At 70.6% G+C, this 22,981-nt stretch carries 19 protein-coding genes; 6 read left to right on the top strand and 13 right to left on the bottom strand.

Going from position 1 to position 22,981, the window contains the following annotated elements; genetic code table 11:
- Nucleotides 1-12: 12 nt before the first annotated feature.
- On the bottom strand, nt 13-1,155 hold the full coding sequence (locus ACGFT2_RS26725; RefSeq protein WP_393282604.1) for a nucleotide disphospho-sugar-binding domain-containing protein: 1,143 nt from the start codon (nt 1,153-1,155) through the stop codon (nt 13-15).
- A 354-nt stretch (nt 1,156-1,509) separates the two neighbouring features.
- Between ACGFT2_RS26725 and ACGFT2_RS26720 the strand changes: the two genes are divergently transcribed.
- Complete coding sequence (locus ACGFT2_RS26720; RefSeq protein ID WP_393282601.1) at nt 1,510-2,511, top strand: alpha/beta hydrolase; 1,002 nt, start codon at nt 1,510-1,512, stop codon at nt 2,509-2,511.
- A gap of 76 nt (nt 2,512-2,587) precedes the next feature.
- On the opposite strand, the gene ACGFT2_RS26715 is transcribed toward ACGFT2_RS26720, so the two are convergent.
- Nucleotides 2,588-3,607, bottom strand: coding sequence for a Gfo/Idh/MocA family protein (locus tag ACGFT2_RS26715; protein ID WP_393282599.1), 1,020 nt, complete (start codon nt 3,605-3,607; stop codon nt 2,588-2,590).
- 117 nt (nt 3,608-3,724) lie between these two features.
- Here ACGFT2_RS26715 and ACGFT2_RS26710 point away from each other — a divergent pair, with 117 nt between their 5' ends.
- Both ACGFT2_RS26710 and ACGFT2_RS26705 read left to right on the top strand, forming a co-directional pair.
- On the top strand, nt 3,725-4,900 hold the full coding sequence (locus tag ACGFT2_RS26710; RefSeq protein WP_393282596.1) for a cytochrome P450: 1,176 nt from the start codon (nt 3,725-3,727) through the stop codon (nt 4,898-4,900).
- Between the two features lie 47 nt (nt 4,901-4,947).
- Nucleotides 4,948-6,402, top strand: coding sequence for a serine hydrolase domain-containing protein (locus tag ACGFT2_RS26705; RefSeq protein ID WP_393282593.1), 1,455 nt, complete (start codon nt 4,948-4,950; stop codon nt 6,400-6,402).
- Between the two features lie 69 nt (nt 6,403-6,471).
- Here the strand turns inward: ACGFT2_RS26705 and ACGFT2_RS26700 are convergent, their stop codons facing one another.
- From ACGFT2_RS26700 to ACGFT2_RS26650, 11 genes are all read right to left on the bottom strand, one after another.
- Nucleotides 6,472-7,266 (bottom strand): SDR family NAD(P)-dependent oxidoreductase, encoded by a 795-nt coding sequence (locus tag ACGFT2_RS26700; RefSeq protein ID WP_393282590.1) that lies wholly within the window; start codon nt 7,264-7,266, stop codon nt 6,472-6,474.
- A complete protein-coding gene (locus ACGFT2_RS26695) occupies nt 7,263-9,044 on the bottom strand; it encodes a 1-deoxy-D-xylulose-5-phosphate synthase (RefSeq protein ID WP_393282587.1) in 1,782 nt (593 codons plus the stop codon). The genes ACGFT2_RS26700 and ACGFT2_RS26695 overlap by 4 nt, the downstream gene beginning before the upstream one ends.
- Complete coding sequence (ispG, locus tag ACGFT2_RS26690) at nt 9,041-10,189, bottom strand: flavodoxin-dependent (E)-4-hydroxy-3-methylbut-2-enyl-diphosphate synthase (RefSeq protein WP_393282584.1); 1,149 nt, start codon at nt 10,187-10,189, stop codon at nt 9,041-9,043. The genes ACGFT2_RS26695 and ispG overlap by 4 nt, the downstream gene beginning before the upstream one ends.
- A gap of 40 nt (nt 10,190-10,229) precedes the next feature.
- Nucleotides 10,230-11,210, bottom strand: a complete 981-nt coding sequence (locus tag ACGFT2_RS26685) for a polyprenyl synthetase family protein (RefSeq protein WP_393282867.1) — start codon at nt 11,208-11,210, stop codon at nt 10,230-10,232.
- A 159-nt stretch (nt 11,211-11,369) separates the two neighbouring features.
- Nucleotides 11,370-13,097, bottom strand: a complete 1,728-nt coding sequence (locus tag ACGFT2_RS26680; protein WP_393282581.1) for a cobalamin-dependent protein — start codon at nt 13,095-13,097, stop codon at nt 11,370-11,372.
- Nucleotides 13,090-14,874, bottom strand: coding sequence for an amino acid adenylation domain-containing protein (locus ACGFT2_RS26675; RefSeq protein WP_393282578.1), 1,785 nt, complete (start codon nt 14,872-14,874; stop codon nt 13,090-13,092). The genes ACGFT2_RS26680 and ACGFT2_RS26675 overlap by 8 nt, the downstream gene beginning before the upstream one ends.
- Nucleotides 14,871-16,004, bottom strand: a complete 1,134-nt coding sequence (locus ACGFT2_RS26670; RefSeq protein WP_393282575.1) for an acyl-CoA dehydrogenase family protein — start codon at nt 16,002-16,004, stop codon at nt 14,871-14,873. Before ACGFT2_RS26670 ends, ACGFT2_RS26675 begins: the two co-directional genes overlap by 4 nt.
- Nucleotides 15,994-17,061: a ketoacyl-ACP synthase III family protein gene (locus ACGFT2_RS26665; protein ID WP_393282574.1), complete on the bottom strand. Its 1,068-nt coding sequence runs from the start codon at nt 17,059-17,061 to the stop codon at nt 15,994-15,996. The genes ACGFT2_RS26670 and ACGFT2_RS26665 overlap by 11 nt, the downstream gene beginning before the upstream one ends.
- Nucleotides 17,062-17,090: 29 nt before the next feature.
- Nucleotides 17,091-17,375, bottom strand: coding sequence for a phosphopantetheine-binding protein (locus ACGFT2_RS26660; RefSeq protein ID WP_393282865.1), 285 nt, complete (start codon nt 17,373-17,375; stop codon nt 17,091-17,093).
- A 145-nt stretch (nt 17,376-17,520) separates the two neighbouring features.
- Nucleotides 17,521-18,726 carry a cytochrome P450 gene (locus tag ACGFT2_RS26655; protein ID WP_393282571.1) on the bottom strand — a complete coding sequence of 402 codons (1,206 nt, stop codon included), beginning with the start codon at nt 18,724-18,726 and terminating at the stop codon, nt 17,521-17,523.
- A 23-nt stretch (nt 18,727-18,749) separates the two neighbouring features.
- On the bottom strand, nt 18,750-19,511 hold the full coding sequence (locus tag ACGFT2_RS26650; RefSeq protein WP_393282568.1) for a class I SAM-dependent methyltransferase: 762 nt from the start codon (nt 19,509-19,511) through the stop codon (nt 18,750-18,752).
- 305 nt (nt 19,512-19,816) lie between these two features.
- Between ACGFT2_RS26650 and ACGFT2_RS26645 the strand changes: the two genes are divergently transcribed.
- From ACGFT2_RS26645 to ACGFT2_RS26635, 3 genes are read left to right on the top strand one after another with little or no spacing between them, the layout of a single operon-like run.
- Nucleotides 19,817-21,010: a cytochrome P450 gene (locus ACGFT2_RS26645; RefSeq protein ID WP_393282566.1), complete on the top strand. Its 1,194-nt coding sequence runs from the start codon at nt 19,817-19,819 to the stop codon at nt 21,008-21,010.
- Between the two features lie 30 nt (nt 21,011-21,040).
- A complete protein-coding gene (locus ACGFT2_RS26640; protein WP_393282563.1) occupies nt 21,041-21,925 on the top strand; it encodes a fumarylacetoacetate hydrolase family protein in 885 nt (294 codons plus the stop codon).
- Nucleotide 21,926: 1 nt separating this feature from the next.
- Nucleotides 21,927-22,943 (top strand): UbiA family prenyltransferase, encoded by a 1,017-nt coding sequence (locus tag ACGFT2_RS26635; RefSeq protein ID WP_393282560.1) that lies wholly within the window; start codon nt 21,927-21,929, stop codon nt 22,941-22,943.
- The last annotated feature ends 38 nt before the right edge of the window (nt 22,944-22,981 follow it).

Genomic DNA, 22,981 nt, shown 5'->3' with positions numbered 1-22,981 from the left:
GGGGGGCCTCGGCTACTGGGAGGAGCCGGCGGCGAGGACGGCGAGACGGTCGGTCACCTCGGCGGGGCTCGGCTGGGCGAGGACCTCGCCACGCAGCGCTGTGGCGGCGGGTCCGATCCGATCACTGGTCAGGAGCGAGGCGACCGCGCTCGCGAGCGCGTCCACGGTCGCGTCCTCCCTGTTGACCGCGATACCGGCGCCCGTCGCGGCGAGCCGGGCGCAGCAGGTCTGCACGTCACGCGTGGCCGCGACGCCGAGCTGCGGGACCCCGTAGTACGCGGCCGTCATGATCGTGCCCGCTCCGCCGTGGTGCACGACCGCGTCGCAGGACGGCATGATCGCGTTGAGGGGGACGTTCTCCACCACGGTCGCCCCCGAGGGCAGGTCGGGGACCAGGCCGCGGTCGGCTCCCTTGACCGCGAGAACGATCTCGACGTCGTGCTCGTGGAGCGTCTTGACGACGTCGGCGACCGGGAAAGCCTCGATACCGTCCCTGATCACCAGCATCGAGCCCCAAGTGAGAAGCACCCGCCGCTTCTTCGCGGGCGCAAGAACCGAGGGCGGCAGCACATTGGTCCCGTTGTAGGGGACGAACCGCAGCGGGATCCGCGACGGGATCTCGCAGATCTGCATGCTCTCCAGCCATGGATCGACCGCCGTGACGGCGTTCTCGGTGCGCGGCTCGCAGCCATGGCGCGCGTACAGCTCGCGCAGGGGTTCGGGCCAGCCGTCCGGCGCCATCCCGCATCCCGGGTAGCCGTACCCGGAGCCGCGCAGCAGGTCCGGACCCCAGAGGTGGTGGACCAGCGGTGCGTCCGCCGCCGCTGCCGCCAGGGGCGCGGCGAGCACGAGCGGGTCGGCGACGACCAGGTCGGGACGCCAGTCGCGGGCCAGGGACACGACGTCGTCCGCGGCCTCCATGGCGAAGCGGACCTGGGCGTCGACCAGCGTCTGATACAGCGCGGGCGGGGCGCCCGGCGCGGTCTCGACCGGTCCCCTCCGCCGGTGCCGCGCCAGTTCCTCGGTCATGTCGAAGGACTTGGCGATGGTGACCATCGACATCCCGGAACTCACGACGACCGATTCGCCCCAGGGCTGCGCGGCGACGCAGACATCGTGACCGGCGGTACGACAGGCCCACATCAGCGGCACCATCGGGAAATAGTGCGACGGCGCGGAAGCCGGAATGAACAGTATGCGCATCCGATACCCGACCATTCTCGTCAGCAGATGTGGCGGTGGGCCCCTAGCGTTGCCTCTCCGTGGCCGTCGCGACAAGCCTTGCTGATCGGGGTACCGCCGCACGGACATATCTGGTACGGGAAGTTGCGCGCTATTGACAAGGTGAACACAGGCCCCATAGTGGGCTGGTGCCCACTCCGGTCTCCGGTCCGTCCTGCCCCTGGTGCCGCCGGAACTCCCCGTGCCCTTCGTTCACTTCGGTTGCGGAGCAGTGATCCTGTGTCAGTCAGACATGCATCCTGGAAGTACTTACTCGTAGCGGCGCTCATGACGGTCACCGGCCTCGTCGCCACGTCTACGCCCGCCTCGGCGGCGGACGAGGCCTCGCAGGCCGTGAGTTGCACGTCGTACTCGCTGCCGGTCCGTCTCACCGATTCGGGCGAGGCGACCGAAACCATGTGGGGTGAGCTGTGCCGGCCCGCCGATCGCCACCCCACCACCGTGCAGTTCCTCGTGCACGGCGGGTTCTACAATCATGCCTATTGGGATTTCCCGGCCGGCAAGGGCTATTACTCCTATGTGCGCCATGCCGTCGCGGCCGGGTACGCCACCTTCAACGTGGACCCGATCGGCTCGGGCAAGAGCTCCCACCCGCAGAGCAGCGTGGTCACCGGCGACGCCGGGACCGTCGCGCTGCACGACGCCATCACCGCCCTGCGCAAGGGAACGGTCGGCGGGCAGGCGTTCAAGAAGGTGCTCTGGGTGGGACACGCGCTCGGCTCGTTCTACGCGTGGCGCGAGATACCGCGGTACGGCGACGTGGACGGGGCGATCCTCACCAGTGCGCTGAACAGCCACAATCCGGATCACGCCGCGATCGTGAGCGCCAACACGTATCCGGCGGTGCAGGACCCGAAGTTCGCGGACAGCGGCTACGACAACGGGTACTTGACCACCAAGGCGGGCACGCGCGGCTCCATGTTCTACTACCCGGCCACGACCGACCCGGCGGTGGTGGCGAAGGACGAGGAGACCAAGGACGTCCAGCCGGTCGCGGTGACCCAGCCGGCGGCTCCGCCCTACGGGATCAAGGTGCCGGTGCTCGTCGTCGCGGGCGCGCAGGACTGGCTGGAGTGCCAGGGGGTGACCGCGTACGACTGCGACGACCCGAGCAGCGTGCTCGCCCACGAGTCGCAGTTCTACCTGCCGGAGGCGAAGCTCAAGGTGGCGATGATCCCGCAGACGGGTCACGATCTGGCGCTGGCGACGACCGCGCCGGCCACGAGCGCCCTCATGTTGCAGTGGGCCAAGGGGATCGCGGCTCCGTAGGCAGCCTGTCCCGCTGTCCGGCCGACGCGTTCGACGCGTCGGCCGGACACGTCCGATGCGGCCCGGCGGGCGCGGCTCAGGACGTGTACGCGTACTCGGACCCGTCGCGGATGGCATCGACGAGCTCGGCCTGGCGGAGCGAGTCGGCGTTCTGGGCGGCCAGGTCTCGTGCGACGTCGCCATCGCCGTCGCCGGACAGTACGGCGGCGGCGAAGGCGGCGACGATGTTCGCGAACTGGTCCCCCGCGGGAAGGGTGATCTCCTCGGCCCCGTCCTGCCGCTCGACCCACAAGGTGGGGCGATGGTCCGGCGGCGGCGTGAAGGCCCGGTCGAGCCGGAGGCGCCCGGACGAGCCCCGCACCTCGTAGGCACTGCAATAGGAGTGCTCCATGCCGAAGTGGAGCTGCGCCGTGACACCGGCCGGGTCGGACAGCAGCACACTGCCGCCCACCACGGCGCCCCGCGCCCGCTCGACGCGGAGCGCCCCGCCCACGAGACGGAGGCGCCCCCCGAGAAAGCGCAGTGCGGCACGGAGGGGATAGATCCCGATGTCCACCAGGGAGCCGCCCCCGACGTCGGGCAGGTAGCGGGGGTCCTCCGGTGGCCTCGGTGGAATCGTGAACGTGCTCTCGAAGGAGCGGAGTTCACCGATGGCTCCGCCGGCGACGAGTTCGTCGACGCGGCGATGCTGCGGATGATGCAGGAACATCATGTTCTCCAGCAGCAGGCACCCGCGTTCGCTCGCGAGGTCAAAAAGGCGTGCGGTCTCCGGCGACCGGGTGGTGAGCGGCTTTTCGGCGAGGACGTGTTTGCCCGCCAAGAGCGCACGCTCCACCCACTCGGTGTGCAATGCGGCAGGCAGCGGAATATAGACGGCGTCCACGTCATCCCGCTTCAGCAGTTCCGCGTAGCCTTTTACGGCCGCTCCGCCGAAACGGCCGGTGAACCGCTCGGCCTTCGCCAGGTCGCGGCTCGCCACAGCGCGTATCTCGATGGAGGGCTCAGCCCGCATCGCCGGCAGTGTCCGCCGCCACGCGATGTCGGCGCAACCGAGCACGCCGAATCTCACCGGCCCCGGTCGCTGTTCCACAGACATGGTGGATGTTAACGCCGGGGCCGCGGACGGGGGAACCCCCGCAAAATCGGGGATTGTTCGGCCCCGACAGCCTTCGGAAAGGTGACGTCCGGTGCTTACAGGAAGAGGTAATCAGGTATGGCCGCCCAGATTCAACTTCCGCTCGACCCACCGCATCCGGCTCGACCGCAGCGCAACCTACGGGCGCTGCAGAAACAGGCTCCGGTGCACCGGGTCAGCACGGCCGTGGGGGACCCCGCCTGGCTCGTGACCGGGTATCAGGAGATCAAACAGCTGCTCGCCGATCCGCGTCTCGGCCGCAGCCATCACGACCCCGAGAACGCCGCGCGCAGTGGCGCGTCGGAGCTGCTCGACGGTCCGCGCGGCGACTACGAGACCGAGCAGAAGTGGATCGCGACGATGCGCTCGCGGCTCCAGCCGTTCTTCTCGGCGGGGCATGTGAAGGCGATGCGCCCCCGGGTCGAGGCGCTGACCGGCGAACTCCTGGATCGTCTTGAGAAGCAGGGTCCGCCGGCGGATCTGGCCGAGGCCCTCGCGCTGCTTCTGCCACAAGAGGTGATCGGCGAGCTCCTGGGTGTCCCGGTGGAGGAGAGAGAGCTCCTGGACGAGTGGACGACGGCGGTGAGCGACGCCCGCGACCGGGAGCGCTCGGCGGCGGGTCTTGCCGCCCTGCACCGCTACGGCCACGAACTGGCCGCCCGTAAGCGCGCGCACCCGGCGCAGGACGTCGTCTCCTGGCTGTGCGAGGACGGCACCCTCTCCGACGACCAGGTCGCCCAGCTCGCGATGGGGGTGCTGTTCGCCGGCTACGAGACCACCGCGACGGCGCTCTGCGTCGGCACGGCGCTCCTGCTGGACTCCCCGGACCAGTGGCGGGCGCTGCGCGAGAACCCCGGACTCGCGCCCACCGCGGCGGAGGAGAGCGTGCGGGTCGTCAGCCGGCTGCTGCCCCCGGTCATCCGGTACACGCGTGAGGACCTGGAGATCGCCGGGGCCGAGGTGCGGCGCGGCGAGCTCGTGATGCTCGACATCTACGCCGCAACCCATGACGAGAACATCTTTCCCGACCCCGACCGGTTCGACATCACCCGCGAGGACAACCCGCACCTCTGCTTCGGCTTCGGGCTGCGGTACTGCATCGGGGCTCCCCTGGCCCGCCTTGAACTGCAGGCCGCCCTCACGCAGTTGACCGCGCGTTTTCCGCGGATGCGCCTGACGGTTCCGGTCGAGGACCTGACGGTCCGCCCGGGTTCCTTCGCGGCCATTCCCACGTCCCTCCCTGTCACTTGGTAGGTCCGCCCCCCCGGCGGGCCAATGGATGAAGATCGAGAGGAAGCCGTATGAGCCTGACGCCGGAAGCGCTGCGAGCGGCCGTCGACCGGGTCGCTCCCCCGGTGCTGGAGGTCACCAGCACCCCCGGCGCCCTCATCAGCGTCGGCTTCGCGGATGAGACCCCGCTGACCATGGCGTACGGCCTCGCCGACGTGGAGAGCGGCGCTCCGGTGACCGAGTCGCACACCATGCGCGTCGGCAGCCTCGGCAAACTCCTGGTGGCCACCGCGATCGCGCGCCTGGCCGACTCCGGAGCGCTCGACCTGGACGCGCCCATCGACGCACATCTGCCCTTTCCGGTCGTCAATCCGCTCGGTGGCACGATCACGCTGGCCAAGGCGCTGTCCATGCTGAGCGGCGCCGCCACGGACGGATACGACTGGGTCGAGCGGCCCGAGCCGGCGATGCGTTACGTCGAGCGCGTGGTCAAGCGCGGTGTCGTCCACGAGTACGGCACGGACGCGCCCCGCTTCGTGAGTTCGGCGGACGCGAGCGGCTGGCAGTCGTCCTCGTTCATGTACCAGGTGGCCGCGTTGACGGCCGAGGCGGTGACCGGGATGCCGTTGGGCGAGTACGTGAAGGCCGAGATCCTCGCCCCGCTCAACATGCGCTCCACCGCCTGGCTCGACAGCCCCGACTGGGACGAGGTACGGAGCCGCTGCACGACGGGGCACATGGTGTTCGGCGACCGCGCCGTCCCGCTGCCGTGGCACGAGTGCGGTACCTACCACGCGGTCGGAGCGGTCATGTCCTGCGCCGACTACACGCGGCTGATGCTGGCGCTGACCGGCCGCGAAGGTCTGTTCGGCGGCGATGTCGCGAAGGAGATCCTGCGGCCCCGCACGACGGCGCGGGACGGGAGCCAGGTGGGGTTCGGTGTCCATCTCTCCGGAGATCCGGAGGCGGCCGACCACTGCGTCCGCTCGGTGGGCCACTACGCGTTCGGATGGTGGTCCGTCTCGCTCGCCTACCCGAACGCGGCGAAGCCGTTCTGCGTCACCGTGAGCACGAACCTCGCGGACCAGCGTGATGTCTTCAACCCTCCCGACCAGTACTCCTTCGGCATCCTCGCCCAGGAGATCGCGGGCTGGATCCGCGACGGAGAGACCGACACGCGCGGCCTGCCCAGCCGCGCCGAGTGGAACGCCTACGCGATGGGGCTCGTGGCCGCCGACAGGTTCGCCGGGCTGCTGGGCGCGGAACTCGACAAGGGGCAGATCTCCCGGATGGCCAAGGGGTCGCGGGGGGTCGGAGCGTCCTCCACCGCGGCGTTCGACGAGGCGCGCTTCGTCGAGGGCTACCTGGACATGCAGGCCGCGGTGCGCGGGCAGCGCATCGACGCGTACCTGGACACGGACTGCCCGGTCGGTGGCCTGTTCCGCAAGCTCGCGCGCAGGGGGTGGGGGAGCAAGGGGTTCGAGGAGCCGTCGCCGGTGCGCTTCTGGTCCGACAGGCGGGCGTGACCTGTCCCCGGTCGGCCAACGGCCCCGTCCGGGGCACCGGCCCTGTCCCGGCCACCGGCTCTGTCGTCGTCAGACGGCGGTCCGGCCGCCGTCGACCGGCAGGATCGCCCCGTGCACGAAACTGGACTGATCCGATGCGAGGAAGACGATGGCATCGGCGATCTCCTCCGCCGTGCCCGGCCGCCGCGCGGGCCCGGCCAGCGCCGCCTGGTCGAGGGCGGCGCCCCGGGGGGCGGTTCCCTCCGTGCGCGTCGGGCCGGGGCCGACCGCGTTGACCCGGACCCCGTGCGGACCGTACTCGGCGGCCCACGCCTTCGTCAGCAGCACCAGGGCCGCCTTGCTGGCGCCGTAGAGGCCCAGGCCGGCGGCGCCGTAGGCGGCCACCGCGGTGGTGACGTTGACGATCGCGCCGTGCCCGCGCCGGGCCATCGCGGGCGCGAGCTCCGCGACGAGGAAGTACGGTGCCCTGACGTTGAGGCCGAACACCGCGTCGAAGTCCTCCTCCGTCGTCCGCTCGGTCGGGCCGAACGGAAAGACGCCCGCGTTGTTGACCAGTACGTCGATCCGTCCGAACCGGGCCACCGCGGCCTGCGCGAGGCGCCGCGCGGAGGACTCTCCGTGCAGTTCGGCGGCGATGAAGTCCGCCACGCCGCCGGTCTCGGCGATGGCCTTGGCGACCTGCCGCCCACGCTGTTCGTCGCGCCCGGTGACGGCGACTTCCGCACCGCGCCCGGCGAACGCCATCGCGGTCGCCAGGCCGATCCCGCTGGTCCCTCCGGTCACCAGGGCCTTGACGCCGGCCATGTCCCGCGCGCCGGGCGGCTGTCCGGCGCTGCCGGGCTGTGTGCGCGTGGCGCCGGTCATGCGCCCTCCTCCGTGCCGGTGGTCGCGGTCGTCCAGGCGAGAACCCGCTCCGCGATCCCCGGTGCCGACAGACCGTGAGCGTGCAGCAACGCGTCCCGGCCGCCGGGCCCGAGGAAGTCCGTCGGCAGGGCGAGGCAGGCCACGCGCGTGCTGGCGTCGGTCTCGGCGACGGACCGGCCGAGGCGCTCGCCGAACCCCCCGCGGCCGATGTTGTCCTCGACGGTCACGGTCAGCGGATACGTGCTCGCCAGCGCCACCAGGGCGTCGGGAACGGGCGCCACCCAGCGCGGGTCGACGACGGTCGCTTCCACGCCCTGATCGGCCAGCAGCGCGGCCGCCTCCATGCAGGCGCTCGCCAGGGGGCCGACGGCGGCCAGCAGCACGTCCGGATGCTGCGGCGCGCGCAGGACGTCCAGGCCGTCGATCCGCTCGACAGCCTCGACGCCGGCCCCGGCCTGCCCTTTCGGGAACCGCAGCACCGTCGGGCCGACGTCCCGGTCGAGCGCGTCGCGCAGCAGAAGGCCCAGTTGTGCCGTGTCGCGGGGAGCGGCCACCCGCAGCCCGGGCACGAGCGACAGCCAGGACAGGTCCCAGATGCCGTGGTGGCTCGGTCCGTCGGGCCCGGTCACACCGGCCCGGTCCAGCACGAACACGACCGGCAGACCGTGCAGGGCCACATCCATCAGCACCTGGTCGAACGCCCGGGCCAGGAAAGTCGAGTAGATCGCCACCACCGGCCGCAGCCCGGCGGTGGCGAGCCCGGCGGCGGAGGCGACCGCGTGCTGTTCGCTGATGCCGACGTCGTGCACCCGGTCGGGGAACTTGGCGGCGAACTTGTGCAGGCCGACCGGGACGGTCATGGCGGCGGTGATCCCGACCACCTCCGGGCGTTCGGCCGCCAGGGTGAGCATCTCGTCGGCGAAGACGTCGGTCCATGAAGGTGCGCCCGGCGTCGCGACGGCGCCGGTGGCCGCGTCGAAGCACCCCACCGCGTGCCAGCAGTCCACCTCGTCACGGGCGGCCGGCGGGTAGCCGCGCCCCTTGTCGGTCAGGCAGTGGACGACCACGGGGCGCCGCATCCGCACCGCGGTCCGCAGGGCTTCCTCCACCGCGGCGCAGTCGTGGCCGTCGACGGCTCCCAGGTAGGCCATCCCCAGACTCTCGAAGAAGTCCGAGCGATCCGTGGGCTGTCTGCCGAGCGCGTCCAGATGCCGTGCGAGCGCCCCGGTCGTGGGCCGGTAGGACCGCCCGTTGTCGTTCAGGACCATCACCAGGGGCCGCTCGGGGGCGGCCCCGATGTTGTTGAGCGCCTCCCAGGCCGGTCCGCCGGTGAGCGCGCCGTCGCCGACGACGGCGACCACTTTGCGGTCATGGTCCCCGCGCAGCGCGAACGCCTTGGCCATACCGTCCGCGTACGAGAGTGCGGTGGAGGCGTGGGAGTTCTCGATGACGTCGTGGTCGGACTCCGCCCGCGAGGGGTAGCCCGACAGCCCGCCGGCCGAGCGCAGGCCGCCGAACCGCTCTGCCCGGCCGGTCAGCAGTTTGTGCACGTACGTCTGATGGCCGACGTCGAAGAGGAGCACGTCACGCGGGGACTCGAAGACGCGGTGAAGCGCGACGGTCAGTTCGACCATGCCGAGGTTCGGACCGAGGTGGCCGCCCGTCCTGGAAACGGCGTGGACGAGGAACTCGCGTATCTCCGCGCACAGTTCGTCGTCGCGGGACCGGTCGAGCCTTCTGAGGTCGGCGGGTGAGGTGATGTTCTCGAGCAAGGTCATGGCCGCGTCTCGCCCTCCCCGCCCTCGTACCCCGGTTCCTGCCCCTGTTCCTCCGCTATCCGCAGCGCCTCCTCGATCAGCGTCTCGACGATGCGGCTCTCCGGTACCGTCCGCACGACCTCGCCGCGGACGAAGATCTGGCCCTTGCCGTTCCCGGAGGCGACTCCGAGGTCCGCCTCGCGTGCTTCCCCGGGGCCGTTGACCACGCATCCCATGACGGCGACCCGCAGCGGCACGGGCAGCCCCTCGAGCCCGGCGGAGACCTCCTCCGCCAGCCGGTACACGTCCACCTGGGCCCGTCCGCAGGACGGACAGGAGACGATCTCCAACTGCCGCGGGCGCAGCCCCAGCGACCGCAGGATCTCGACCCCGACCTTCACCTCCTCGACCGGCGGCGCCGAGAGCGAGACCCGGATGGTGTCCCCGATGCCCTGACGGAGCAGGCAGCCGAAGGCGGTCGCCGACTTCACCGTGCCCTGCTGGATCGGGCCGGCCTCGGTGACGCCCAGGTGGAGCGGCTGCTCGCACTGCTGGGCCAGCAGTTCGTACGCCTCGATCGTCACCATCGGGTCGTGGTGCTTCACGGAGATCTTGAAATCGTGAAAATCGTGTTCGGTGAAGAGTTCGGCCTCCCGCATCGCCGATTCGACCAGTGCCTCCGCGGTCGCCGAGCCGTGCCGTGCCAGGACGCGGGGGTCGAGCGACCCGGCGTTGACGCCGATGCGCAGCGGCACGCCGTGGTCGCTCGCGGCGCGGGTGATGTCCTTGATCTGGTCGTCGAAACGTTTGATGTTGCCCGGGTTGACCCGCACCGCCGCGCAGCCCGCCTCGATCGCCGCGAAGACGTAGCGGGGCTGGAAGTGGATGTCGGCCACGACGGGGAGCGACGACTTGGCGGTGATGGCGGGCAAGGCCTCGCAGTCGTCGCGCGAGGGGACCGCGACCCGGACGATGTCGCAGCCCGCGGCCGTCAGTTCGGCGATCTGCTGGAGCGTCTCGTCTACGTGCGCGGTCACGGTCGTCGTCATCGACTGCACGGAGACGGGGTGGTCGCTGCCGACGCCGACCGAGCCGACCATCATCTGTCGTGTCTTACGGCGTCGGGGCGTGGGCCGTCCGAGCGGGACGCGCGCGACGGTACTCATGCGGGGCCTCCGATTCCGGCTCGTGCGGGGTGCCGGCCTATCAATGGGTCCGGTTGGAGAGGTAGTTGGTGAGCGAGAGCAGGGCGGCCACGCGGTCCACGGGCAGTCCCGGAACGGAGCTGAGCTCCTCGCGGGCCAGCATCTCGAAGCGCTCGATCTCCCGCACCGCCCTCGTCCAGCCGCCGGCCCGGGTGACCAGGTCGGTGGCGCGGCGTGCCTCGTCCTCCCCGACCGGTCCCTCGTCGGCGTAGAGGCGGGCCAGTTCGGCGGCTTCCGGGGTGTCGGAGGCGAGGGCGGCCGTCACGGGGAAGCTGCCCTTTCTGCTGCGCAGGTCCGAGCCGACGGGCTTGCCGGTGCGCCGGGGGTCGCCCCAGATGCCCAGGATGTCGTCGGCGATCTGGAAGGCGAGACCGAGCCGGAGACCGAACCGGCTGAACCGTCGTGTCGCCTCCTCGGAGGCGCCGGCCAGCAGGGCACCCAGCTCACAGGCGCAGGCCAGGAGCGCCCCGGTCTTGTCCGCGGCGACCGCGAGCGCCTCGTCCGGGCTGGCCTCGGCCCGGCCCTCCAGCGAGAGGTCGGCCATCTGTCCGGCGGCGAGCCGGGTCACGGCCTCGGCCAGGAGCCGCGCCGCGCGCGGGTCGGCGGCCCAGGGCCCGTCCAGCATCAACGGAGCCTGTGCAAGCAGCAGATCGCCCGTGAGGATGGCGGCCGGTATCCCGTACTCGTGCCAGACGGCCGGGCGGCCGCGGCGTTCTTTGTCACCGTCCATGACGTCGTCGTGGATGAGGGAGAAGTTATGGATCATCTCCACGGCGGCGCCCGCGGCCGCGACGCGGGAGATCGCCTCGGCGTCGCTGGTGAAACACTCGCCGGTCAGCACGGTGAGGGTCGCGCGGACCATCTTGCCGCTGGTGGTCGCCGTCGGCAGATCACTCGACGGCCACCCGAAGTGGTGGGCGACCATGGGCCGGAGCCGGTCGTCGAACCGGGTGACCGCCTGATGGAGGATCGGGGTCACCATCCGGTTCACGCGCTCGATCTCCGGCGGGATCGCCCTCGACGCGGCGTCCGGGGGGATGGGGTTGCGTAGGTCTTGGGTTGTTGCCGTCTCGGCATGCACAGCTCACCTCGGAAGTCTCATGCGCAGGAACGGAAATCCGTCGGGCCGGTCAGGTGGGTCTCACACGGGGTGGCTCACCGTCCGGGCGTTCGGGCCCGACACCTCGCTGATCAGTTCGGCGGGCACCGTCACATCGTCGAACCAGCGCCCGCCGAAGGGTCGCGGCATGGGCAGGATCTGATCGCTGGAGTAGGCGAGGATCTTGCGGTTGTACGCGCGCATCTCGTCCCGGAGGGAGGCGGGCAGCTCGCCGTCCAGCGTGAGGGCGCGTTCCATCTCCCCGAGCAGTCGCCGGGTCTGGTCGATGGTCTCCAGTACGGCCTCGCAGAATTCACTGCGCAGCACGCCGTATTCGCCCTTGATGCTGACGAGCCGTGCGATCGCCTCGTAGGAGACGTCCTGAAGATCGCGTCGGCTGAGCCACTGCGTCTCGTAGTTGAGGCGGCGGTACCAGATCGGTTCGATCATGGCCTGCCGGTGTTCTTCGAGCGTGCGGTGGAAGATCCGGTAGCCGTGCTTGTCGGGTTCCTCGAAGAAGCGGCATCCGGGGTCGAGGAAGGGCACCATCGGGCAGATGAGCGGCAGTGCGGGCCAGCCGCCGAACTTGCGGATCAGGCGCTCGGAGTAGGCGACGGTGTCCATCACCGACTGGCGGTCCTGGTACGGCATGCCGATGAAGAACCACACCATGACGCCCTTGATCCCGGCGTCCATCGCGCGGGGGACCCACCGCTCCATCTCTTCCATGGTGAACGTGCCGCGCCCCGCCGCCTTGCTGATCCTGGGATCGTGGGACTCGGGCGAGAGCAAGACGTAGGCGTCGGTGGATTCGCCCATTTTCTTCAGGGTGTCGTCCGGCGTCAGGTTGAACTGCTCGAAATAGACGCTCCGATAACCGAAGTCGTGCACGGCGTCGAGGTAGCTGTGCATACGGGTCTTGTTCTCGGAGTAGCACTGCAGGGCGTAGATGGAGGTGTGTTTGGCCGCCTCCCCCATCGTCCTGAGCTCCTCGATGATCAGGTCGTTGTCCTTCTGCACGAGGGTTTTGCGGACGTCCATGATGTTGCGGTAGGCGAAGCGGGAGCCTCCGCACCAGCCGCAGTCGTGGGCGCATCCGGTGTTCGGCAGCGTCATGATGAGTTTGCTGGAGAGCGGCGTCACCGGTGTCTTCTTGTAGTACGACCAACTGTTGGCGACGTTGTTGTAGTTGGTCTGTGGCTTGTGGTCGAACCCCGTGGATTCGACCTCATCGCCGGAGGTGTAGAGAAGGTTCGGGACCGAGCGGAAGTCCCGGTCTCCCCTCAGCACCTTCTCGGTGAGGAGGCGGACGGGTTCGAGGGTGTCGTAGCCCCGCACGACGACGTCCACCGCGTCGTACCGGGCGAGTTCCTCGGCGTAGTAGGTCGCCGAGATGCCGCCGAAGACGGTCAGCGCGTCCGGATGGACCCGCTTGACGAGCTTCGCCAGCTCGATCGCGCCGTAGCACTGCGTCATCCAGTGCAGGTCGAAACCGAAGACGGGTGCTTCGAGCCGGCCTATCAGCGCTTCGACGTCGAGTTCGGGGTGCATCAGCATCAGCGAGGCGACATTGACGATGTCGCACTGCACATCGTGCTCGGCCAGATGCTGTTTGATCGAGAACCAGCCGATCGGATACATCTCGTAGACAGAGGTCACGTTGACGCTGTCACTGTCGCTCAGATAAGCGAAGAGGAGATCGTCACGCTCGCGAAAGTCGAAGACACTCGGCGCGTGCAGGAGGAACATGTCGGACTTCAGCTCATGCATGGGCGGACGACCGCCTCTCGTACACCATCGCGCTGAGGTTGTCGACGTTCTTGAAGCTTTCCGGAGTGACATCGCTCCAGGGCAGCTTGACGTCGAACTCGCCGAGTATGTGGGCGATCAGAACCGTGGTGTTCAGCGAGTTGAGAATGCCCAGTTCGAGGAGTGGTGTGTCACCCGTGAGCTCTCCTTGAGGGTCTCCGGACAGGAAGCTCTCCCGGATGAACGCGAGCAGCTTCGTTGCGATCTCTTCTCGTTCCTGGCTGGCTGTCACTGACACCCCTCGTATGTTGTGTGCGGAGACCAGGGCCGTGAGGTCGAGCTTCCCCCGGTCGTTGCGGGGCAGCGCGTCGACGAAACGCACGTCGTCGGGGATCATCTGCGGGGGCAGCCGCCGTGCCAGATGGCGTCTGAGCCCGATGTTCCCCAGGGTGCTCGCCGGGGTCCTGGCCACGAACGCGGCAAGACGCCGTTCGAGCCCGTCCCCCACGGCGGCGACCGCGGCCTCGGCGACCTCCGGATGCGTGTGCAGTGCCACCGACACCTCGCTCAACTCGATGCGGTGGCCCCGGACCTTGACCTGTCCGTCGGCGCGCCCGAGATAGTCGAAGGAGCCGTCGGGCCGGACTCTGACCCGGTCTCCCGTGCCGTACGGGCCGTGCCGGGCCGGCCGCCCCCAGTACCCGAGGAAGACGGTCGGGCCGTCGACCATCAGCTCGCCCTCCTCACCGGGTCCGGCCGCCCGGCCGTCGGGACCGGCCGCCCAGACGCGGTCGCCGCTGCAGGCCGCGCCGATCGGGACCGGGACGTCGCGCTCCAGGTCCTCGGGCCGGACCTCGTGGTACGTGCACACGTTGGTCTCGGTCGGGCCGTAGAGGTTGAGCAGGCGGGCGTCGGTCCACTCGGCGAACTCCCGGACCTGGTGGACGGGGAAGGGTTCGCCCGCGAAGAGCACCGCACGCAGCGCCTCAGGGGCCGGCCGGTCGAGCAGGCCGCCGTCGCGCCGCATGAGGGTGAGCACGGAAGGAACGGAGTACCAGACGGTGATGTGCTCCCGGTACAGGAACTCGACCAGGCGTTCGGGGGCGTACGCGAATTCGGTGGGGACGGGGCAGACCGCCGCGCCCACCGCGAACCCGGCGTAGATGTCGAGGACCGACAGGTCGAAGGAGAACGAGGCATGGTTGGCGAACCTGTCCCCGGGTCCGGCCGACAGTTCCTCGACGGCCCATTCCACGAACGCAAGGGCGTTGCGGTGGCTGATGGTGACGCCTTTCGGGGTGCCTGTCGAACCCGAGGTGAAGAGGATGTAGGCGGGTTCGTCCTCGTCGACGACGACACGCGGCGCCTCGCGCGCGTCCCCGTCCGTCCCGGCGGCGCCGTTCGGCATCTCGATGTCGACGCAGGCCAGAGCGGTGCGCAGGGTGTCGGGAACGCGAGGGAACAGTTCGGCCGGGGCGCACAGCGCGCGTGCCGCGCACTCGTGGGCGAGGGTCTCGACCCGCTCCACGGGGCTTTGGGGGTCGACCGGGACGTAGACGGCGCCGAGCCGCAGGACGGCCTGCATGGCGGCGAGCACGTCCGCCGATTTTGGACCCCATACGAGGACGCGGTCGCCGCGGCCGACGTCCTGGCCGGCCAGGACGCGGGCCACGGCGTCGGCGCGGGCGTCGAGTTCCGCGTAGGTCACCGTGCCGCAGGGGCCCGCCACGGCCGGGGCCCGGGGGGTGCGCGCCGCGGCGTCGGCGAGCAGCGCGTGAAGGTTGGCGGGCTTGCTCACAGGCCCATCCCCTTGACGATGATCTCCCGCTGGATGTCCGTCGTCCCCGAGAAGATGTGCAGGGGGACGAGGTCGCTCAGCCGGCCGTCGACGCCCTCCGCGGTCAGATATCCCTTCGCCCCGAACACCTGTGCGGCGTCGACGCCGTTGGCGACCGCGCTCTCCGCGACGGCGACCTTGGCGAGGGCCGCCGCCTGACCGGCGTCCTGACTGCCCTTGTCGACCTGCCAGCACGCCCGGTACAGCAACAGGCGGCTGCTCTCCAGGCGCTGTTTCATGGTGGCCAGGCGGTGGGAGACCGCCTGGAAGTCCGCGATGCGCCGGCCGAACTGCCGCCGTTGCCCGGCGTGCGTGACGCAGCGCCGCAGCTGGGCCTCCATCGTGCCCAGGTAGATCGCGGGCAGACAGGCCCGCTCCCAGGTCATGGATGTCTGGAAGATGGCGCTGCCCTGGCCTTCCGCACCCATCAGGTACGCGCCGGGGACGCGGCACCCGGAGAACTCCACCCGGGCCGCGGCGCAGCCGTCCAGTCCCGCCTTGGCCAGGGGCGGGCCGATCCGCAGTCCCGGCAGATCCGTGGGGACGGCGAACGCGGACAGTCCGAGGAACCCGGCCGCGGGTGCGGTGACCGCGTAGGTGACGAGGATGTCGGCCAGGGGGCCGTTGCTGACGAAGGACTTCACCCCGTCGAGCACGTACGCGTCGCCGTCGCGCACCGCGGTCGTCGCGAGCCTGCTCACGTCCGAACCGGCCCCGTCCTCGGTCATCGCGTTGGCGGCGATCGTCCTGCCGGAGCCGAGGCCGCGCAGCAGTTCGGCCCGGACCAGCTCGCCGGCGTGCTCCGCGAGGGCGGTGCCGCAGGCCAGCAGGTGCGCCGCGATCGCGAAGGCGAGCCCGGTGTCGGCGCCGCCCGCGCAGAACGCCTCCAGGCCGAGAGCCGTGTCGAGCGCGCCGAGGCCGCCGCCCCCGTGGTCCTCGGGCAGGCACAGGCCGGTGATCCCGGACTCCCCCGCGGCCTGCCACACGTCTCTTCCGGCGGCCTCCCCCGGCTCGGGGCGGGGCAGGCGGCCGGCGGCGTCGCGAATGCGCCGGATCCGTTGTTGCTGTTCCTCGGTGAGGTCAAACTCCACTGGCCTGGGCCTCACGTTTCCGAGTCGGGTCGGTGCCGAGGACGCGGACGACCGCCGCCTTGTACGTCACTCCTGGGGAGAAGCCGCACAGCAGCACGTGGTCCCCGGCGTGGAGTCGCTCCGTCGCCAGCAGGTGGTGCAGCGCCGCCATGTGGTCGCTCGCGCCGAGGTGCCCGACGGTCCTGCTGAAGTCCCACGTCGACCGTTCGAGGGGGAAACCGAGGATCTTGAGGTAGGAGGCGGCCGCCCGGCGCGGCATGCCGTGGATGAGGACGTGCGTGATGTCGTCCGCCGTCACGCCGGCCTCCTCCAGCGCCTGCTCGGTGCAGACGACGTTGTGCCTCTGGTGGCCGAGGAGCAGCCGCACCCACGAGCCGTCCTCCTCGGCCGCGCGCTGGAAGGCGGCGCCTCTGACCCCGTAGTCCAGGGCGGTGGCGGTGGTGGCGCCGGGCGGGAAGAGCGGCTCACCGCCCCGGTGGGCCTCCTCCATCGCCGAGAACGTGGCCGAGCACAGGGAACGCAGCTCCGCCAGGCCCGGCGTGGTGCTCACCACGACGGCGCTGGCGCCGTCCCCCAGGTAGGCCACCCCGTCGCCGGGGTTCCACCTGTCGATCAGCGGTGTGCCGAAGTTGTCGCTCGCGGTGACCAGCGCCGCCGGAACATGGGGGAAAGCCTTGAGGTACCCGGCCGCGAGTTCCAGCGCGCCGAAGGTTCCGTTGCAGCCGTTCCTGACCTCGATCGCGAGCAGGTCGTCGCCGAGCAGGTGCCGTTGCAGATACGCCTGGGGACCCCAGCCGTCGGGGCCCTGGTGCCAGACACCCGTGTACAGGAGCAGCCCGATGTCCTCGGCGCTCGCCCCGCTGCTCTCGAGCGCTTCCTGCGCGGCGGCCAGGGCCATCTCCGGCGCCGCGGTCCGTCCCGCGACCGCGACCCCCGACAATCCGTACTCCGCCGCCGTGCCGGCCGGGACGAGCCCCTGTTCCACCGCCGATCCGATGCTCTGCGTCGTGGGCAGGAACACGCCGATCCCGGCGAGGTAGATGTCCCGGATACGCACAAGTCCCCCTATTCAAGCGGCGTCGCCATTCAAGCGGCGTCGCCGGAGCGCCTTCGCACGACCAGATCCGAGATCGAGCGCAGCGAACTGGCGGCCCCCGGTGACACCTCGGTCTCCCAGTCGATGTCGAATTCCGCGCCTACTTTGTCGAGCAGCAGAACCAGCGTCAGTGAATCGACGCCGAGGCTGAGGAACGACGCGTCGCGATCCACCGGTACATCGGCGGGCAGGCCGTCCCAGACTTCCCTGAGGAGCGAGTCGAGTCGGGCGAGAACGCGTACGGGATCGACTGGCTCTGAATTCTTCGTGACCATGTCCACAGAACCTCGGTCCTCCTGACGAAGGGTGCGCCATTCCCCGACGCGGCGGGGGAAACGACCTTTTCGTGCTGTTCCACGGAGGATGCGCCTTATCCTCGCACCCCTGTTCGCCGGGCAGTACCCTCACTTCTGGGGGCCGTCAGGTCCAACGAAGGTGCAGCGGAAGCTTCTTGGCTCCGACGATGCCGCGCGCGTCGTGGTACTCGACGCCGTCCGCGACCGCTATCCCGCTCCAGCGGCCGAGCATCTTCTCCACGGCGATCCGCACCTCGAGACGGGCGAGCGGTGCTCCCAGGCAGAAGTGGATCCCGTGGCCGAGACTCAGGTGCGGATTGGGTGTGCGATGGATGTCGAAGGTGTCCGGCGCCGTGAACTGTCGCTCGTCCCGGTTGGCCGAGGCCAGCCAGGCGAGCACGATCCTGCCCGCCGGTACGGTGTGTTCGCCGACCCGGACTTCTCGCGTCGTCCTGCGCATGCTCGGAGCCAAGGGGGTACGGAAGCGCAGTACCTCCTCGATGGCTCCGGGCAGGGCGCTCGGGTCCGCGCGCAGTGACGCGGCGACGTCCGGGAACTCGTCCAGACACAGGATGACGTTGGTCAGCAGCGCGGTGGTCGTGATGTGTCCGGCGAGCAGCAGCAGCCCCACGAATCCGATGATCTCGTCGTCGTCCAGGCGCTGGCCGTCCACCTCCGCCGCCACGAGCTTGCTGACCAGGTCCCGGCTCGGCGCGGCCCGCCGCCGGCGGATGTGCTCCAGGCAGTAGGCGTTCATCTCCCGCATGACGACCGCCATGGCCTTCGTGCGGTCCTCGTTCGGTATGAAGGACGTCTGGCTCTCCGGGGCGACCAGGGAGTCGGCCCAGCGCCCGAACATCGGGCGGTCCTCGGCGGGGATGCCCAGGAGTTCGGCGATCACGGTGACGGGGAGGGGGGACGCCAGATCCGCGACCAGTTCCAGCTGGTCGGCGCCCGCCTTCGCGTCCAGCAGTTCGTCGGCGATCACCTCGATTCGCGGGGCGAGTCGCGCGACCACTCCCGGGGTGAAGGCCTTGCTCACCAGGGTGCGCAGCTTGCGGTGCTGGGGCGGGTCCTTGCGCAGGAGGTTGCCCTTGATGAAGCGGTCGACGTCTTCCTGCGCCGGCATGAACGAGCTGAAGTCGGAGGAGAAGGCGCCGGGGTCGGCGAGGACGCGCTCCACGTCGGCGTGGCGGAAGACGTGCCACACACCGGCTTCCTCGTCATGGCTGACGGGTTCGCTCTCCCGCATCCGCCGGAACCAGGCGAGCATCGTCGCGGCGTCGGCGGACTGGTCGGCCAGCCGGGTCCCTTGTTCGGTCGCCGTCATCTCGGTCGTCCCTTCGTACGCGCTCACGCGGGGGTCAGCGCCGCGTTCACCGCGACCGTGGTGTAGCCCATGGTGAAGCCGCCGCCCATGGCGTCGATGACGGCGCTGATGCCCTCCTGCACCTGCGCCACTTGGTCCGCGGAGTGCTGGCCGAGGTCCCCGTGGGTGGGCATCTGGTCCAGCCACTCGTCCCGGGTGTAGGACTTCTCCCAGTGGAAGCGCCACTCCTGCGCCGCGTCGAAGACACCGGCCTGCTGCATCCCGTCGGCCGCCTTGCCGCTCAGCATCGTGTATCCGTCGAGGGTGCTGGCCGTCCACTGGCGTGCGACGAGCGAGTCGGGCACCACCCGCCGGTAGATCTCACCGAAGGACCGCAGCACCTCGGGCGGCGGCACCTCCGCGTTCCAGAAGACCGTCAACTGCCCGCCGGGACGCAGTGCCTGACCGGCTCTCACCGCGCCGATCGCCGGGTCCAGCCAGTGCCAGGTCTGCCCGGCGACGACCGCGTCGAAGAACCGGCCCGCCGGTCTCCAGTCCTCGAACGTCGACTCCTCGACCTCCAGCCCGCGCCCCCGGGCGAACCCGGCCATCCGCGGGTCCGGTTCCACTCCGAGCACCGTGCAGCCGGCCGCCTGGAACTGCCGGGCCGCGATACCCGTACCGCAGCCGACGTCGAGGACGTCGAGCCCGGTGCGGGCTCCGACGATGCGGTGGAACAGGGCTTCCGGATAGCTGGGCCGGGTCCGGTCATAACGCGCGGGGTCCGCGCCGAAACCCTCTGCCACCCGGCGCTGTCGGGGAAGCTGATCCTCGGAGAAAGAGACTCGCTCGGGCACAGGCTGTACCGCCTTTCCATAATCGATTGGTCACGATGTCGGACGGCCCGGGCGTCGGCAATGGGGAAAAGTTGGGGATGGCCACGCCGCGATCGCGCGTGCTACGTCGCCGCCGAACTCCCTCACTAATCAGGGATTGTCGGCACCAAGGACAGCTGCCAGGGTGATGCCACGTTACGAGGGCCGCCGGAGCCGCCCTCGCGAAGCCATGAGGGCTCCCTTTCACGCGGATCACCCAGATCGGATTTCCGACGATGGACCGTGTTCTTGATTTTCTCAGTTCCGCAGACTCCGCGGGCGAACTGCATCCGCGCCTGGTCGAACTGCGCCGCCAGGAAACGCTTCCGCGGGTGCTGCTGGCAGATGGGCAAGAGGCCTGGCTGGTGACCCGTAACGAAGACGTCCGGACCGTGCTGAGCGACCGGAGCTTCACCCGGGACGTCATGGGTGAGCGCGCCCGGCAGGCCGGCGAGACACCGGGCGGCGCACGGTCGGTGAACATGGACGGCCGCCCCCACAACGAACTGCGCGCCCTGGTGTCCAAGGCTTTCACCGTACGGCGGGTCGAGGCCATGACGCCCCGCATCCAGGCGTGGACCGACGAACTGATCGACGCCATGGAGGAGACGGGGCCGCCGGCGGACCTGGTGGCGCGTCTGGCCGTTCCGCTGCCCGCCCTCGCCATCTGCGAGCTGCTCGGTTTCCCCGTCGAGGACCGCCAGGTGCTGAGCGGCTGGTGCGAGCGCATCACCAGGCTCGGCGAGGGCGGCCCCGACCAGCGGGCGTGGCAGGAACTGAGTGCCTACATCGCTCGCCGGGTGCCGGTCGAACGCGCGGCGCTGCGCGGCGGGCTCGCACCGGAGGCGTCCATCCTGACCAGGCTGGTCCACGCCCACGACAGCGAGGACGCGCTGTCCATGGAGGAGCTGCTGTCGCTGACCGTCGTCGTCCTCGCGGGCGGCCTGGAGACGACCCAGACCGCGATCGGCGCCGGGATGGTGGGGCTGTTCCGCAACCCGGACCAGCTGGACAAGGTGCGCGCCGACCCGGACCTCGTCGTCCCCGCCGTCGAGGAACTCCTGCGCTACCAGCCCGTCATCGACGTCAACCGCGTCCAGGTGGCCACCCGTACGGTGCGGCTGGGCGGGCAGGAGATCCGCGCGGGGGATCTGGTCCAGGTGTCGGTCAACGCGGCCAACCGCGACGAGACGGTCTTCCCCGACAGCGAACGCTGTGACGTCACGCGCTGGCCGAACCCGCATCTCGCGTTCGGCTACGGCGCGCACCACTGCCTGGGGGCGGCCCTGGCACGGCTCGAACTCAAGACGGCCTTCTCGACGCTTCTGCGGCGTTTGCCGGACCTGCGGCCGACCGTGCCGCTGGAGAGCCTCGGCTGGCGGGGCGGGCACGTGACGCTGGGCCTCGAGGAGCTGCCGGTCGCCTGGTAAGACCCACCGCTGGTGAACAGGGAGCCACAGGTGTTGATCTGCAGATACGCCGACCACGGCCGGCGCGGGTACGGGCGCGTCGTACACGAGGAGAACGGTGATCTCCTCACGCCCGTACGGTACGACGGCCGGGCCCGGCGCTGGGTCGAGGGCATCGGTCCGGCACGTCCGCTCAGCGAGGTCACGCTGCTGCCGCCCGCCGAGCCGAGCAAGATCGCCTGTGTCGCGCTCAACTACGCGCCGCAGGGGTCGCCGGCCGGCCCCGGACGCCCTGCGGACCCCGCGTCCTGCGCCGTCGTACTGAAGCCGCCGTCGACGCTGGCCGGGCACGGAGCCGTGGTCGGCCACCCCGGAGAGCCCTGGGAGCTGCGGCACGAGGCCGAGTTGGCGGTGGTGATCGGGACGGCCTGCAAGGGTGTCCCCGCGGAGCGCGCGGCGGAGGTCGTGGCCGGATACACCTGCGCCGACGACCTCACCGCGTACGTGCGCAGGGCCCCGGAGGAGCCGAACGGGCACCCGCCGGTCTGGGCGAAGCACTTCGACACCTTCACGCCGCTGGGGCCCTGGCTGGCCACCGATCTCGACCCGGCGGACGTACCGATCACCTGCCGGGTCAACGGCGAGGTCCGCCAGGACGGCGGCACCCGCGGCCTGCTCACCCCGGTGCACGAGATCGTCGCGGTGGTCAGCCGGCACATGTCGCTGCTTCCCGGCGACGTGATCCTCACCGGGACCCCGACCGGCTCGGGCCCCCTGTCGGTGGGCGACCGGGTCGAGGTGTCCCTGGCGGGGATCGGCACCCTGTGCCACACCGTCGGCGCGGCGTCCGACCGGCCGTGGGCGCCCGAACCGACAGTGAACGACGGCGTGCCGGCCGGCAGCGTCACGGACCGTCCTGCCACGAGGAGCGCCTGAGGTGGGCGGGCACGGGCTCGGCGCCACCCTCATGGCTCATGTGCGCACCTGGCGGCCGTACACGCTCTGGTACGTGGGCCTGGTCGGCCTTGCCGGACACGCCATCACCAGCGACCGGCACGACGGCGCGCGGATGGTGGCGGCCTGGGCCGTACCCACCTTGATCTGGGTCGCGGCGCACTATCTCGGCGACTACCTCGACCGCGAGCTCGACGCGGTCAGCAAACCGCAACGGCCCATTCCCTCGGGCCTGATCCGCCCCCGCACGGCGGTCTGCTGCGGCACTGTCCTGGCCGCGGCCGCCGTCGTCACGGCGGCCGCCATCAACTACCGCACCCTCATCGTGACCGCGGCCGGTATCGGCGGGGCGCTGGCCTACAGCGGCTTCTTCAAGGCCCGGGGGCTGCTGGGCAATCTGGTGCGCGGATCGCTGACCGGCGGGGCGCTCGTCTTCGGGGCGATGACGGCCTCGGACCTCCCTCCGGTGCGGATCCTCCTGTTCGTCCCGGTGTTCTGGGCACACGACGCCGCGTCCAATCTCGTCGGCACGCTGCGCGACGTCGCCGGTGACCGCGCGGGCGGATACGCCACCTTCCCGGTCCGCCGCGGGCCCCGGACGGCTGTCCGCACGGCGGCGGGGCTCTACGCGCTGGCCGTCTCCGTGGCCGCGACCGGCCTGCTCACCATGGCGGGCGGCCGGGAGGGCGGCCTCGTGACGCTCCTGGTCGCGGCGGGACTCGGCGGCGGTGCCTTCGGCTTGCTGTACGCGTCCGGACCCGAGCCCGCGGCCCATCTCGCCCTGCGGTCGCACGAGGTCCTGGTCGTCGAACGGATGGTGCTGGCGGCCGTGTTCCTGGTGCCGGGCCTCGGCGGTCTCGTCGCGATCGGGATTCTCGCTCCGATGCTCGCCGTCACGCTCAGCACCCAGCAGGCCATGCGTGCCCGGCACGAGTTCCCGAACGGCGCTCCCGCCCGCCCCGACGGGGACGCGGCGGCGGCACCGGCCCGCTTTTCCTGAGGAGGACGGTTCGTTTTGTGCTCAGACGTGGACAGCCG

This window comes from Streptomyces sp. NPDC048514 (assembly GCF_043199955.1).
Classification (GTDB): Bacteria; Actinomycetota; Actinomycetes; order Streptomycetales; family Streptomycetaceae; genus Streptomyces.
This window is presented reverse-complemented; position numbering and strand designations above follow the sequence as displayed.